This is a genomic window from Aestuariivivens marinum (assembly GCF_022662175.1).
GTDB lineage: Bacteria > Bacteroidota > Bacteroidia > Flavobacteriales > Flavobacteriaceae > Aestuariivivens > Aestuariivivens marinum.
Map to the genome: position 1 here is coordinate 34,836 of NZ_JAKMCR010000006.1, position 13,298 is coordinate 48,133.

Consider the following 13,298-nt stretch of genomic DNA (forward strand, 5'->3'; position numbering starts at 1 on the left):
ATTGTCATGGATGAAAAAATAAATACTTTTTTAGATTCTGGACTTTTAGAAAAATATCTAATTGGCACAACTACTATTGTCGAAACAGAACAGGTCGAGGCTTATATCTCAAAATATCCAGAAGTGCAAAATGCATACAATACAATGCAATTTAACCTAGAAGTTATTGCTAAAAGTAATGCAGTTGAAGCTCCAAAAGACATCTTAAACGCTGTTTTAGATGAACTAGATGACACTCCAGTTGTAAACATAAGCACCTTTCAAAAATATAAATCTTGGTATAAAATAGGTGTGGCAGCCTGTGTAGCCTCTATTATTTTTGCTGGCACCAGTTTTATGTTCTTCAAGCAAAACCAAAAACTTAGTAACTACAATCACTTACTAAGTGAAGAAAACCAAACGGTGGTTGATGAGCTTTTTGATTTACGTAGTGATATAGAGGAAAACAATGCGAAATTAGACGCCGTAATGCAACAGTTTGTAAAACTTAATGACCCCGAAACCTATAAATATATTATTCAAGGCAATAATCGTGCGAGCAAATTAAAAACTGTTGCCTACATTAATCCAAGAGAAAAAACATCTATGATTGATGTGGTTTCATTACCAGAATTACCTGAAGAACAATGTTTCCAAATATGGGCTGAATTACAAGGTAAAATGGTAAGTTTAGGTATTTTAACAGAAGAGGACCGACAGTTAAGAGCAATACCTTATACCGAAGATGCTTTAGCTCTTAACATTACCATAGAACCAAAGGGTGGTAATTCCATAGCATCATTAGATAATTCGGTTGCTCACATAAGCTTACAATAGAAAAAGAAATATTATATTAATTAAGCCTCAATTTGAAATTGAGGCTTTTTAATTTTATAAAACTACCTATCTTTGCACAAATTATTTATCACAGATGAAACTTCTTTTAATAACGTTTATATTATTAGGCTTGGGCTTAGCTGGAATTGCCATAAAAATTTGGGCAAAAAAAGATGGTAAGTTTGCTGGCACCTGTGCCAGTCAAAACCCAATGCTTAACAAAGAGGGTGAAACTTGTGGCTTTTGTGGAAGAACTCCAGACCAATACAGTGAATGTAACGAACCTCAACATTCCTAATTAGTTCATGCAAATTCTTGACATTCTACTCTACATTTTTATTATTGTAGCATGTATCCAAGTTACTATTTATCTATTTATTTATGGTAGGTTTTCGTTTTCAAAACCCACCAAAACAAATTTAAACACAACACCTGTTTCGGTTATTGTTTGTGCAAAAAATGAAGCAGAAAATTTAGAGCGGTTTTTACCAGCTATCATTCAACAAAACTATCCCGAATTTGAACTTGTTTTAATTAATGACGCTTCACATGACAATACCCTAGAAGTAATGCAACAGTTTGCTGAATTGTACGACAACATTAAAATTGTGAATGTTAAACCCATTGAAGCCTTTTGGGGTAATAAAAAATATGCGTTAACCCTAGGTATTAAAGCCTCAAAACATGATTTACTTTTATTTACTGATGCTGATTGTAAGCCCGTATCGAAATATTGGATTAGTGAAATGGTTGGGCATTTCAATAGCCATAAGTCAATTGTATTAGGGTTTGGCGCCCATACAAGAATTAAAAACTCTTTTTTTAACAAACTTATACGGTTTGAAACCTTAACAACCGCACTTCGGTATTTTTCATTTACTAAAATAGGTATGTCCTACATGGGTGTTGGCAGAAATTTAGCCTATAAAAAAAGTCTGTTTTTTAAAGTCAATGGCTTTATAGATCATATGCACATTAAATCGGGCGATGATGACCTATTTATCAATCAAGTAGCCACAACTAAAAACGTTTCTATTTGCTTTAAGAAAAACAGTTTTACAACCTCACCTGCTAAAACCACCTTTAAAGAGTGGTTTTTACAAAAACGGCGTCACGTATCCACTGCGAAGTATTACAAATTAAAGCATAAAATAGCTTTGGCTTTAATTTACAGTTTACAACTTGTTTTTTGGGTATTGACTTTGATATTATTGGTTACTAAACATCAATGGCATTGGGTTATAATTTTTTTAAGTATTAGACTAATGGCGCAATATATAACAGTTGGTGCAGCTTCTAAAAAATTAAATAGTAAAGACCTAATCGTATCAATTCCTTTTTTAGAAATTTTCTTAATTAGCATACAATTATTTATATTTATAAACAATCTTGTTTCAAAACCTAATCATTGGAAATAAAAGAAGCCATTAAACGCGCCAAAAAGAATGACCAAAAAGCATTCAATTATTTACTAGACTTATATTGGGATGATGTATATGGCTTCCAATTAAAACGCATACAAAACGAAAATGATGCAGAAGATGTTACCATTCAAACATTTTCTAAAGCATTTGATAGGATTGATACTTTTGATGAATCCTATAAATTCAAAACTTGGCTAATCACTATATCAAAAAATATCCATATCGATTTATTAAGAAAAGAGGAAAAATCCATATCAAAAGTCATTTCCCGTGATGATGACAATGCCTATAGGGTTTTAGATGAATCACCTTCTCCCGAAGATAAAATTATTACCGAACAGCATTTGGCCAAATTGCTGTTGGACATAAAAAAGCTAAAGCCTCATTATCAAAAAATCATAAACCTTAGATATTTTCAGGAATTGAGTTACAAAGAAATATCCATTGAATTAGGAGAACCTATTAACAATGTTAAGGTAAAACTCTTAAGGGCAAAAAAATTACTAGCAGACATAATAAAAAAGCAAAAGGGAAATTCAACATAGCATAATTGTAAGCTTTTACCCCTAAGACACCTTCTAACTTTAAACACACCAAACCATTCAAGATTAACACAATACTTTGTATCTTTGTGCCTTATTTAATAGCATGAATACAGAAACCGTTTCAAACATATTACCAAAAGAAAGAGTACCAAAACCAAAGTGGCTCCGTGTAAAATTACCAACAGGAAAAAAATACACTGAATTAAGGGGTTTGGTCGATAAATACAACTTAAACACTATTTGTACATCGGGTAGTTGTCCCAACATGGGTGAGTGCTGGGGCGAAGGCACGGCAACCTTCATGATCCTAGGAAACATTTGTACCCGTTCCTGTGGCTTTTGTGGCGTTAAAACAGGAAGACCAGAAAGCGTAGATTGGGATGAACCCGAAAAGGTGGCGCGCTCCATTAAAATCATGAACATAAAACATGCTGTACTTACCAGCGTAGACCGAGATGATCTTAAGGATATGGGAAGCATTATGTGGGCAGAAACCGTAAAAGCAGTGCGTAGGATGAACCCCAAAACCACCCTTGAAACACTTATCCCAGATTTTCAAGGTATAGAACAGCATATTGATAGGATTATTGACGTAACTCCGGAGGTTGTGTCTCATAATATTGAAACAGTGCGTCGCTTAACGCGCGAAGTACGCATACAAGCAAAATACGATAGAAGCCTCGGTGTTTTAAAATATTTAAAACAACAAGGGCAACGCCGAACGAAATCGGGAATTATGCTAGGACTTGGAGAAACTAGAGAGGAAGTTATAGAAACCTTGCACGATTTAAAATCTAATGAGGTAGATGTTATAACTATTGGGCAGTACTTACAACCTAGTAAAAAACATTTACCAGTAAAACAGTTTATAAGCCCCGAACAGTTTGATGATTACAAACAAATTGGCTTAGACCTTGGTTTTAGGCATGTAGAAAGTAGTGCTTTGGTACGTTCTTCCTACCATGCACAAAAACACATTCATTAAACTATGATACATGTTGCCATTAATGGTTTTGGCCGTATAGGCCGCCGTATTTTTAGATTACTTCAAAATCATAAATACATTAAGGTTGTTGCCATTAACGATTTATCCGATAGCAAAACCTTAAGCCACTTACTTAAATACGATAGCATACATGGCATTTTCCCTGCTGAAATTAAACATGGCACTAATTCTATTATAGTAAACCATGAATTCATCCCGCTTTTAAATAAAAATCATCCCAAACAAATAAATTGGGAGCCTTTTAATGTTGATTTTGTTATAGAATCTACAGGAAAATTTAAATCTACCCCTGATTTAGATTACCATTTAATCAATGGTGCAAAATGTGTTATTTTAAGTGTACCTCCACTAGACAGCGACATTAAAACTATTGTAATGGGTGTTAATGATAGTATTATTGATGGAACAGAAACCATTATTTCAAATGCCTCGTGCACAACAAACAATGCCGCACCTATGATAGATGTAATCAACAAACTATGTGGTATTGATCAAGCTTATATTACTACAGTACACTCTTATACCACAGACCAAAGCCTTCACGACCAAGCACATCGCGACTTAAGACGTGCCAGAGCTGCTGGACAATCAATAGTTCCCACAACTACAGGTGCAGCTAAAGCGCTTACTAAAATTTTCCCCGAACTTTCTAATGTTATTGGAGGTTGTGGCATTAGGGTTCCCGTAATAAATGGTTCCTTAACCGATATTACGTTTAATGTAAAACAAACGGTTTCAATCAACCAAATAAACGCTTCTTTTAAAACAGCTTCAAATAATCATTACAAAAATATTATCCAATATACTGAAGACCCCATTGTTTCTATTGATATTGTCGGAAATACACATTCCTGTATTTTCGATTCGTTAATGACCTCGGTAATTGGAAACATGGTAAAAATTATTGGCTGGTATGATAATGAAACAGGTTATTCTCAAAGAATAATTGATTTATTATGCAATTTATCGGAAAAAAAGTGTGTTTTATCGGTAAAATAATTATATTTGTCGGTAAGATTATTTTATAATGCCCCATATAAAACTTTACATACCTGTATTTTTAATATGCTTTGGTCTACTGTCCTTTGCGCAAAACTCAATAGAAGAGGATCCAGAAATCATTCAGAATCGTATCGATTACCATATTCAGGGATCTATAAACGATATTGAAAACTTCGATTATTTTGAAGCACAAAAAAAACTTGATATTGCTCTAAAATTAGCTACTGATGCCAATAATCAATCGCGTTTAGGTATCATTTATGCTGCTATAGGGAAGTTACAATTAATTGTAGAAGAAGAGGACAAGGCCATTAAGTCCATTAACCAAGCTATTAGAATACAACGACTAAACAATGATAATGTCAATCTTGGGGATTCCCATAAAATATTTGGCGATATTTATTTAAAAAAACAAGAATACAATCTTGCTTTAGATCAATATAGAGCAGCAAAATCTAAATTTGAAGAAGAAGATCTAAATGAAAAGTTAGCTGAAATATTACTTTACGAAGGCATTACCTACATAAAACTAAAAAATTACAAAAACGCCATAACACACCTAGATCAATCCATCTACTTATCAAAAAACTTCAACCTATCCCAAATCCAAAGTAAGGGCTTGGTTAACCTTAGTGAAGTGTATCTTGTACAAGGTAATACCAGACGCGCTTCAACTTTAGTAAATGAAAGTTTAAAGCTGGCAAAACTATACAACTATACTAGTGTTTTAAATGATTGTTATTTGATTTTGAGTGATATAAGTAGCAAGTTAAATGACTATAAGACGTCCTACAGCTACCTTAAAAGTCACATAAGACTATCTGACTCATTAAGAACTTTACAACTCGAAAACCTTTCTCCAGAAAAACGTATTGAATATTTAATGGCAGATACCACTGAAGAGTTGAAAAAAGCCAACGAAGATATAAAGGAAGCCGAAAACAAAAACCATATGGTAAACCTTATATCAATACTAAGTGTTGCCCTAATTACTATTTTGTCTCTGTTAACCTTGTCATTATACAAAAACAACAATATCAGATTAAAGACCAATAACATGCTCCATAAAAAAAACAGTGAGCTTATTATTGCTAAAGAAAAGGCCGAGTTGGCCTCTAAGACCAAGGCTAATTTTCTGTCAACCGTGACACACGAGTTACGAACACCTTTATATGCTGTAACTGGGCTTAGCAATATGTTATTGGATGAAGATCCTAAACCTGAACAAATCCAACACTTAAAATCACTAAAATTTTCAGGAGATTATTTGCTTACTTTTATTAACGACATTCTTCAACTCAATAAAATTGAGGCCAATAAGGTAAATATAGAGCCAGAACCATTTAACTTAAAAAACAAAATAAGCAATATTGTTATGGCCTTAAACAATTCGGCATTGGATAACAATATTAAAATACATTTTGATTATCCTAAAGATTTACCTAAAAACTTTATTGCGGATCAAATTAAGATATCACAAATCTTAATCAATCTTATTGGCAACTCCATTAAGTTTACCAAAGATGGTGATATTTGGATAAGGGTTTATAAAATTGAACAGCAAAACAATACTTACACCCTAAGGTTTGAGGTTGAAGATAATGGTATAGGTATTAGCAAAGAAAAACAGGACAATATGTTTGAAAGCTTCTCCCAAGGATCAATTCAAATTAATAGAAAATATGGTGGTACTGGCTTAGGGCTTTCTATTGTTAAAGGGTTAATAGACATACTCAATGGTAAAATATATCTTACTAGTGAATTGGGTAAAGGCACAACCTTCTATTTCGAAATTCCACTGGAATATACAGAACAAGGTGAAATTAAGGAAACAAAACAATCGTATTTCTCTGAAGAAACAAATGAAATTGATTTAACAAAAGTTAAAATATTGGTAGTTGAAGACAACAAAATCAACCAAATGATCACCAAAAAGATTCTAACCAAAATGAATCTAAAATGCGATATTGTAGACAATGGTGAAGATGCGGTAGATAAGATTAAGACGAATAATTACGATATTGTTTTAATGGATATTCATATGCCCGGCATTAGTGGTATTGAAGCGACCAAGATTGTTAGAACCTTCGATAAAGAATTAACCATTTTTGCACTAACTGCCGTAACTATCGAGGATAGAATGCAAGAGTTTGATGAAGCTGGATTTACAGATATAATCCCTAAACCTTTTAAACAGGAAGAGTTTGAAAAGAAACTATTCAATGCTCTTAACAAAAAGAAAAAATCTGCCTAATAACTTTTTACAAAACTTCTCAAAAGGTTATCAAACACTTTTGCATTTTCTATTTTAATTTCTATTGGCAAGTAATACAACTTACCCCTTAAAACATTGTACTTTTTCAATCTTACAAAATCCTTTTCTGTAGCTAAAATAATTGTTTCTACTTTAAGCTTTTCAATATCCTGAACAGAAAAATTATGATGGTCCTTAAAGCTTAAATGCTCAAAACGAAGCCCTTTGTTTTTTAGAAATTCAACCAACGGTGTTGGATTAGCAATACCTGTTACCAAAGTAAAATGCTGCAAAGCATCAATTTTAATGGTCTTTTCTAAAGATTTTGCTTCATCAGCATACTGTATATAGCTAAAAAATACCTGTTGATTACCCTTTGGGTTAATCTGCCTCAAAACAGTTTCTTTTTCAAGATTACTTAACTGCATCGGACACTTTGTAACTACGATAATATCAGCTCGATTGGCCCCTGTTTTAGGTTCTCTTAAATTTCCAGACGGCAACACAAAATCATTAATATACAAGTTATCGTATGTGGTAAGCAAAATATTTAAGCCCGCCTTTACCTTTCTATGCTGAAAAGCATCATCTAACAAAATAAGTTCTGGTTGTTCGGGCAATGACCTTAACTGCTCAATACCATTAACCCGATTGGCATCAACTGCTACCTGTATATTTCCTTTAAACTTATTATAAAACTGAAAAGGTTCATCCCCTAGACTTTCAGCATCAGCATTTTCATTAGCTAATAGAAACCCTTTCGTTTTTCGGCCATAACCCCTACTAAGTGTTGCTACTTTGTAGTCTTCCCTAAACAAACGGATTAAATATTCAATCATGGGGGTCTTACCGGTCCCTCCAACACTTAAATTCCCAACACAAATTACTGGAAAATCAAATGACCTAAAGGTCTTTAACCCTAAATCGTATAATTTGTTTCTTACACTGGTCACCAAATAATAAATGGGGACTACAGGAAATACTATCTTCCGCAATAAGTTCATAATAGCAAAGTAAATATTTTATATTTGTTTAATAATCAATAAATGAAAATAATATGCTTATTCAAGATGTCATTAATCATTTAGAAGCTTTGGCTCCTCTAAATTATGCTGAGGATTTTGACAATGTAGGTCTTTTAGTTGGAGACAAAAAGGCTAAATTAAAAGGCATATTAGTGACCTTGGACACTCTTGAAGCTGTTATCGACGAAGCTATCGAAAACAACTGCAATCTAGTAGTAAGCTTCCATCCTATTATCTTTAAAGGTCTAAAAAAACTTAACGGAAAAACCTATGTTGAACGTGTTGTTATGAAAGCCATAAAGCATGATATTGCGATTTATAGCATGCATACGGCTTTAGATAATTCATTATTAGGCGTAAACGACATGATATGCAACCAATTACAATTAACCAATAAAAGAATCCTCATCCCACAATCGGGCACCATTAAAAAATTAACCACCTATGTTCCTTTTGCCGAAGCAGATCAATTGCGAAAGGCATTATTTCAAGCAGGAGCAGGTAGTATTGGAAACTATAATGACTGTAGTTTTAATGTAGAGGGTTATGGCACGTTTAATGGCAACGAAAATTCCAATCCTACAAAAGGTTCCAAAGGGAAAACTCATACCGAAAAGGAAACCAAAATTACCGTTACGTTTGCAAAGCATTTAGAATCAAAAATATTAAAGACCCTTTTCGAAACACACTCCTATGAAGAAGTTGCCTACGAAGTAACTACTCTAGATAATGCAAACCAAAACATTGGCATGGGAATGATTGGTGAACTTGAAACAGCATTAAGTGAAATTGATTTTTTAAGATATGTTAAGGAAACTATGAAAACGGAGTGTATTAGGCATTCGGCTTTGACCAGTAAATCCATAAAGAAAATAGCCGTTCTTGGAGGCTCGGGTAGTTTTGCCATCCAAGCAGCTAAACGTGCAGGTGCTGATGCGTTTATAACTGCCGATTTAAAATATCATGACTTTTTTACGGCCGAAAACAATATCCTTTTAGCAGATATTGGGCATTATGAAAGTGAACACTTCACAAAAAACCTTCTAGTAGCGTATCTTACAAAAAAAATTACTAATTTTGCAGTCGTTTTATCAAACACAAACACCAATCCTGTTAAGTATTTTTAAAGTATGGCTAAAAAGAAAGAAGCAACTGTAGAAGAGCGTTTAAGAGCTTTATACGATTTACAATTAATCGATTCCCGTATTGACGAAATTAGAAATGTTCGTGGAGAACTGCCTTTAGAAGTGCGCGATTTAGAAGATGAAGTAGCTGGACTAAACATTAGACTTGAAAAATTAGTTTCAAGCCTAGAGTTAATAGACAACGATATAGCTTCTAAAAAAAATCTTATTGAAGAAGCCAAGGCGCTTATAAAAAAGTATACCGAACAGCAAAAGAATGTTAGAAATAACAGAGAGTATAACTCGCTTACCAAAGAGGTTGAATTTCAGGAATTGGAAATAGAATTGGCTGAAAAGCACATCAAGGAATTTAAAGCGCAAATAGAGCAGAAGAAAGAAGTAATTGCTGAAACCAAAGAGCGTTTAAAAGAACGTGAAACTCATTTAAAGCACAAAAAAGGGGAGCTTGACGCAATTTTAGCCGAGACCGAGAAAGAAGAACAGGCTTTAATACAAAAATCTGAAGAGTACAAAGATCAAATAGAAGACCGTTTGGTAACTGCCTACAACAGAATTCGAGGTAGTGTTAAGAATGGTTTAGCTGTTGTTCCTATTGAAAGAGGGGCTTCTGGAGGTTCTTTCTTCACCATTCCGCCTCAGGTACAGGTTGAAATTGCTTCCCGTAAAAAAGTGATTACCGATGAGCATAGCGGACGTATTTTAGTAGACGCTGCCCTGGCCGAAGAACAAAAATCTAAAATGGAAAAGTTGTTTGCTAAACTATAATCCATTAAAGCACAATACATCAAAGCCTTCATTTTAATGAGGGCTTTTTTATTGTTTTATAATTTTAAATTAAGTTTTTATAAATTAATACGTCTAAAGCAAAAAATAAATTTTATGAATCGTATAGTAGTCCTAGTATTATTTATACTTCTCTTTAATTGTAAAAACAATGCCCAAGAAAAGGCATCACAACAATCTGCAGAAAATAAGACCCCTGTTGAAGTTCCTATAAAAAATGGAAAGGCCCGTGCCTATTTTGCAAGTGGTTGCTTTTGGTGTGTAGAAGCCATTTACGAAAGTGTAAGAGGTGTAGAAGACGCCATAAGTGGTTACTCTGGCGGACATACCAAAAACCCGACTTATGAAGCCAGCAATACTGGCCGTACTGGCCATGCCGAAACTGTAGAAGTTATATACGACCCCAAAGTGGTTAGCTTTGAAACCTTGGTAGATGTCTATTTCGCATCACAAGACCCCACTCAGGTTAATGGTCAGCATCCCGATTATGGTTCCCAATACCGTTCCATAATTTTCTATCAAAATGACACTCAAAAGAACATTATTTTAAAGAAGAAAGACGTTTTATCCAAAGCATTAAATGCAAAAATCGCTGCCGAAATATTGCCTTTTAAAAAGTTTTGGGAAGCAGAGGACTACCACCAAAATTACGAGCGCCTGCACCCTAACAACAGCTATATTAAAAGTGTTTCCATACCACGCTTAAAACGCTTTAAGGCAAAAATGCCAGAGGTGTTAAAAAATGCATCGCATTAATATATGCCTTTTTTGATCTTATAATTATCTTTCCCTATATTGTGTACTAATAGTAGCACATAAGTGCTTTAGGCTTATATTATATCTAAGGCACATTATAAACTACTAATTAATCTATGAAAACATTTCATCTAGTCTTTCTTTCGTTTTTTACCCAAATAACATTTTCACAATCTATTGGTAGCTATTTATCAAACCTGCACATGTATGATAAATATGAAGGAATTGAAGAAATAATCGAGAAAACCACTTTTTACAATTCTGATGGTTCTGAAACAGAAATCGAACATAAAAAATTTAATTCTTCAATGGGCTTAATGAGTCTACAAAGATTCAATGAAGAAAATAAATTGATTTGGTTAAATCTCTATAAGTACGATAGCTTAGGAAGAATAGTTAGGATAAATAACAAAAAATGGATTAATACTTTAGGTTATCAAACCAGTTACACAATCTATGAATATGATAATCAAAATAATTTCATTCAAATACAATATAATGCAGGTAATCAACCACTAGAATATTGGAAGTATGACTTTGATGACAGACAAAATTTGATTCAATTGGCTAACTATGATCAAAACGGAAATTTATATGGTTATGAAACAGCTGAGTACGATGTTGAAAACAATAAAATGAAGGTGAATGTTTATGACAATCGGCATAACTTAAAATCTTCTAATGTTAGACCAATCAAGCATGAGGGCGAGTACAAGCAAAAATCAACAAAAAAATATAACGAACATGGAGACATAATCTATTGGGAACGAAATTTGTACAAGGATGATAATGTTTGTTATACACTTGAATATAGATATGATGAGAATGGAAATTGGGTGTCACAAAAAAGATATAGCTATATTAAAGTAGAAAATGGCAAATTGAAAAAGAAAAAACTTAAAGTGGTACAAACAAGAAAAATAAAATTAAGAAAATAAAAAGCCCTAACACGGCTATCATTCAGCGTGGCTTATGCACTATTTTAGAAAATCTGCACTTTTAACCAAGCTTATTTCTCTTCGGACAAATCCTGCGGATTTTTTCCACGCCGAAATCATAACCTAAAACGTTAGTGGCAATTAGAATGAAGACAATAACAATCATATTAATATTAGTTCCATTCTTGTCGTTTTCGCAGACGAAAGAAGGATATATTGACGAAAATGGATGGAAACAAGGAACGCACAAAGGTTATTCAGGAAGTTGGTTGTTTGAACGAACATATGTGAATGATACATTGACAGGTCCGTTTAGAAAGTATACAAAAGATGGGACAACATGGGAGACCGGATTTTTCAAGAACAAGGAATATGACAGCTTGTGGATTGAATATTATTCTGATGGTTCAGTTGAAACAATAAAGAATTATAATCAAGGTATTAAGCAAGGAGAATTTAAAGAGTTTTATAAAAGTGGAAAGCTAAAATATGAAGCTGTTTTTAATTCTGACACCATAGTCGGAGAAGCAAAAAATTACTTTGAGAGCGGAGCAATTAGAGCTAAGGGGAACAGAAGAAATGGAGAATGGATTACATATCATGCAAATGGGGAAATCGCAAGTATTGAAAAATTCAAAGATGGTAAATTAAACGGAGACTTGTTTAAGTATAATGAGAAGGAAGAACAAATTTTGCCTGCCTTCATCAAACAAACCTTTCCAGACACAAATGTGATTAATAGTTCAAATTTAAATATTTACGTAATGTTTGACCAGCCTAAAAGAGGGCAAAGAGTTCTAAGGTTTGGAGGACATTTATTTCGTGGAGCGACTGTTTGTTTAAATGGAAGTAACATAGTTCTCAAATATGGTAATGAATATGTTGTTTTAAAAGAAAATGGTGTTGAGTTGAAGACTTCATCCACTTTGTCTTGTAGTACCGAATTAACTACTACAAAATTTGGAATTAATAGAGAAGCAAAAGAATTACCAAATGGGGAATGGGATATTAAATACATTGAAAAAGATGTTGACCACAAAACAAGTTTAGGGAAATTAGTTATCCACATAAAACAACTTAAATGTGATGACACAGGTACAAATCCAGTAACTCTTAAACGACAGGAAGGGAACTTGGAAATCTTGAATATTGATAATTTGCAATTTTTTGAATATGACATAAATAATGACGGAAAGAACGAACTGTACATTCTTTCATATGCAAGCTGTCAAGGTTATTTGAAAATATATAAAATAGAAGAATAAAAGACACTAACAATGTATAAATATATATAGCCGAGATAGTAGTAAAATTAAGGGTTGTAGCCCGCTTTAACTTTCTTGTAACTTGACAGGAAAGTGCCACGCAGTCGGCTACTATTCTTATACTCACCGTTATGCACAAGCAGGTATGATAAAGGCACATCGTTTACAAAGTTAAAGGGACATAGTTTACACTTTTTTAGGTTGTAATTTGAGATAAAAACCAAATTAAAACCCCTTGGAACAGTAATAAGCTAACGTTTTACCACCTAATAAAAACCCTCTTTATTGTAGACTACTAAATATAATATAGCTATGATTTACATTCATCACGATGTATTA

Annotated in this window: 13 protein-coding genes; 12 read left to right on the plus strand and 1 reads right to left on the minus strand. The window is 33.3% G+C overall.

Going from position 1 to position 13,298, the window contains the following annotated elements; all coding sequences use genetic code 11:
- Positions 1–6: 6 nt before the first annotated feature.
- The 7 genes from MR053_RS12555 (at position 7) to MR053_RS12585 (ending at position 7,047) form a co-directional block, all read left to right on the plus strand.
- Entirely contained in the window at positions 7–816 is an 810-nt protein-coding gene (locus MR053_RS12555) for an anti-sigma factor (RefSeq protein WP_242132767.1), read from the plus strand.
- Positions 817–910: 94 nt separating this feature from the next.
- The gene (locus MR053_RS12560; RefSeq protein ID WP_223551010.1) at positions 911–1,114 is read left to right on the plus strand and encodes a membrane or secreted protein; all 204 of its coding nucleotides are present in this window, start codon (positions 911–913) and stop codon (positions 1,112–1,114) included.
- A 7-nt stretch (positions 1,115–1,121) separates the two neighbouring features.
- Entirely contained in the window at positions 1,122–2,234 is a 1,113-nt protein-coding gene (locus MR053_RS12565) for a glycosyltransferase (RefSeq protein ID WP_242132768.1), read from the plus strand.
- Positions 2,225–2,785 carry an RNA polymerase sigma factor gene (locus tag MR053_RS12570; protein WP_242132769.1) on the plus strand — a complete coding sequence of 187 codons (561 nt, stop codon included), beginning with the start codon at positions 2,225–2,227 and terminating at the stop codon, positions 2,783–2,785. Before MR053_RS12565 ends, MR053_RS12570 begins: the two co-directional genes overlap by 10 nt.
- A gap of 103 nt (positions 2,786–2,888) precedes the next feature.
- A complete protein-coding gene (lipA, locus tag MR053_RS12575) occupies positions 2,889–3,770 on the plus strand; it encodes a lipoyl synthase (protein ID WP_242132770.1) in 882 nt (293 codons plus the stop codon).
- A 3-nt stretch (positions 3,771–3,773) separates the two neighbouring features.
- On the plus strand, positions 3,774–4,790 hold the full coding sequence (gap, locus tag MR053_RS12580) for a type I glyceraldehyde-3-phosphate dehydrogenase (RefSeq protein ID WP_242132771.1): 1,017 nt from the start codon (positions 3,774–3,776) through the stop codon (positions 4,788–4,790).
- 28 nt (positions 4,791–4,818) lie between these two features.
- Positions 4,819–7,047: an ATP-binding protein gene (locus tag MR053_RS12585; RefSeq protein WP_242132772.1), complete on the plus strand. Its 2,229-nt coding sequence runs from the start codon at positions 4,819–4,821 to the stop codon at positions 7,045–7,047.
- Here MR053_RS12585 and lpxK read toward each other — a convergent pair.
- On the minus strand, positions 7,044–8,051 hold the full coding sequence (gene lpxK / locus MR053_RS12590; protein ID WP_242132773.1) for a tetraacyldisaccharide 4'-kinase: 1,008 nt from the start codon (positions 8,049–8,051) through the stop codon (positions 7,044–7,046). The genes MR053_RS12585 and lpxK overlap by 4 nt on opposite strands.
- Positions 8,052–8,104: 53 nt before the next feature.
- On the opposite strand from lpxK, the gene MR053_RS12595 reads away from it, so the two are divergent.
- The 5 genes from MR053_RS12595 to MR053_RS12615 all read left to right on the plus strand — a co-directional run bounded on the left by MR053_RS12595 (position 8,105) and on the right by MR053_RS12615 (position 12,959).
- Positions 8,105–9,199, plus strand: a complete 1,095-nt coding sequence (locus MR053_RS12595) for a Nif3-like dinuclear metal center hexameric protein (RefSeq protein ID WP_242132774.1) — start codon at positions 8,105–8,107, stop codon at positions 9,197–9,199.
- A gap of 3 nt (positions 9,200–9,202) precedes the next feature.
- On the plus strand, positions 9,203–9,982 hold the full coding sequence (locus MR053_RS12600) for a zinc ribbon domain-containing protein (RefSeq protein WP_242132775.1): 780 nt from the start codon (positions 9,203–9,205) through the stop codon (positions 9,980–9,982).
- Between the two features lie 114 nt (positions 9,983–10,096).
- The gene (msrA, locus tag MR053_RS12605) at positions 10,097–10,756 is read left to right on the plus strand and encodes a peptide-methionine (S)-S-oxide reductase MsrA (protein ID WP_242132776.1); all 660 of its coding nucleotides are present in this window, start codon (positions 10,097–10,099) and stop codon (positions 10,754–10,756) included.
- Between the two features lie 116 nt (positions 10,757–10,872).
- Entirely contained in the window at positions 10,873–11,694 is an 822-nt protein-coding gene (locus MR053_RS12610) for a hypothetical protein (protein ID WP_242132777.1), read from the plus strand.
- Positions 11,695–11,840: 146 nt separating this feature from the next.
- On the plus strand, positions 11,841–12,959 hold the full coding sequence (locus tag MR053_RS12615; RefSeq protein WP_242132778.1) for a toxin-antitoxin system YwqK family antitoxin: 1,119 nt from the start codon (positions 11,841–11,843) through the stop codon (positions 12,957–12,959).
- Positions 12,960–13,298 lie beyond the last annotated feature (339 nt).

What these genes read in the sequence shown, in the direction of transcription:
- MR053_RS12555 (WP_242132767.1), top strand. Translation starts at nt 7, where the DNA reads ATGGATGAAAAAATAAATACTTTTTTAGATTCTGGACTTTTAGAAAAA.
- MR053_RS12560 (WP_223551010.1), top strand. Translation starts at nt 911, where the DNA reads ATGAAACTTCTTTTAATAACGTTTATATTATTAGGCTTGGGCTTAGCT.
- MR053_RS12565 (WP_242132768.1), top strand. Translation starts at nt 1,122, where the DNA reads ATGCAAATTCTTGACATTCTACTCTACATTTTTATTATTGTAGCATGT.
- lipA (WP_242132770.1), top strand. Translation starts at nt 2,889, where the DNA reads ATGAATACAGAAACCGTTTCAAACATATTACCAAAAGAAAGAGTACCA.
- gap (WP_242132771.1), top strand. Translation starts at nt 3,774, where the DNA reads ATGATACATGTTGCCATTAATGGTTTTGGCCGTATAGGCCGCCGTATT.
- MR053_RS12585 (WP_242132772.1), top strand. Translation starts at nt 4,819, where the DNA reads ATGCCCCATATAAAACTTTACATACCTGTATTTTTAATATGCTTTGGT.
- lpxK (WP_242132773.1), bottom strand. Translation starts at nt 8,051, where the DNA reads ATGAACTTATTGCGGAAGATAGTATTTCCTGTAGTCCCCATTTATTAT.
- MR053_RS12595 (WP_242132774.1), top strand. Translation starts at nt 8,105, where the DNA reads ATGCTTATTCAAGATGTCATTAATCATTTAGAAGCTTTGGCTCCTCTA.
- MR053_RS12600 (WP_242132775.1), top strand. Translation starts at nt 9,203, where the DNA reads ATGGCTAAAAAGAAAGAAGCAACTGTAGAAGAGCGTTTAAGAGCTTTA.
- msrA (WP_242132776.1), top strand. Translation starts at nt 10,097, where the DNA reads ATGAATCGTATAGTAGTCCTAGTATTATTTATACTTCTCTTTAATTGT.
- MR053_RS12610 (WP_242132777.1), top strand. Translation starts at nt 10,873, where the DNA reads ATGAAAACATTTCATCTAGTCTTTCTTTCGTTTTTTACCCAAATAACA.
- MR053_RS12615 (WP_242132778.1), top strand. Translation starts at nt 11,841, where the DNA reads ATGAAGACAATAACAATCATATTAATATTAGTTCCATTCTTGTCGTTT.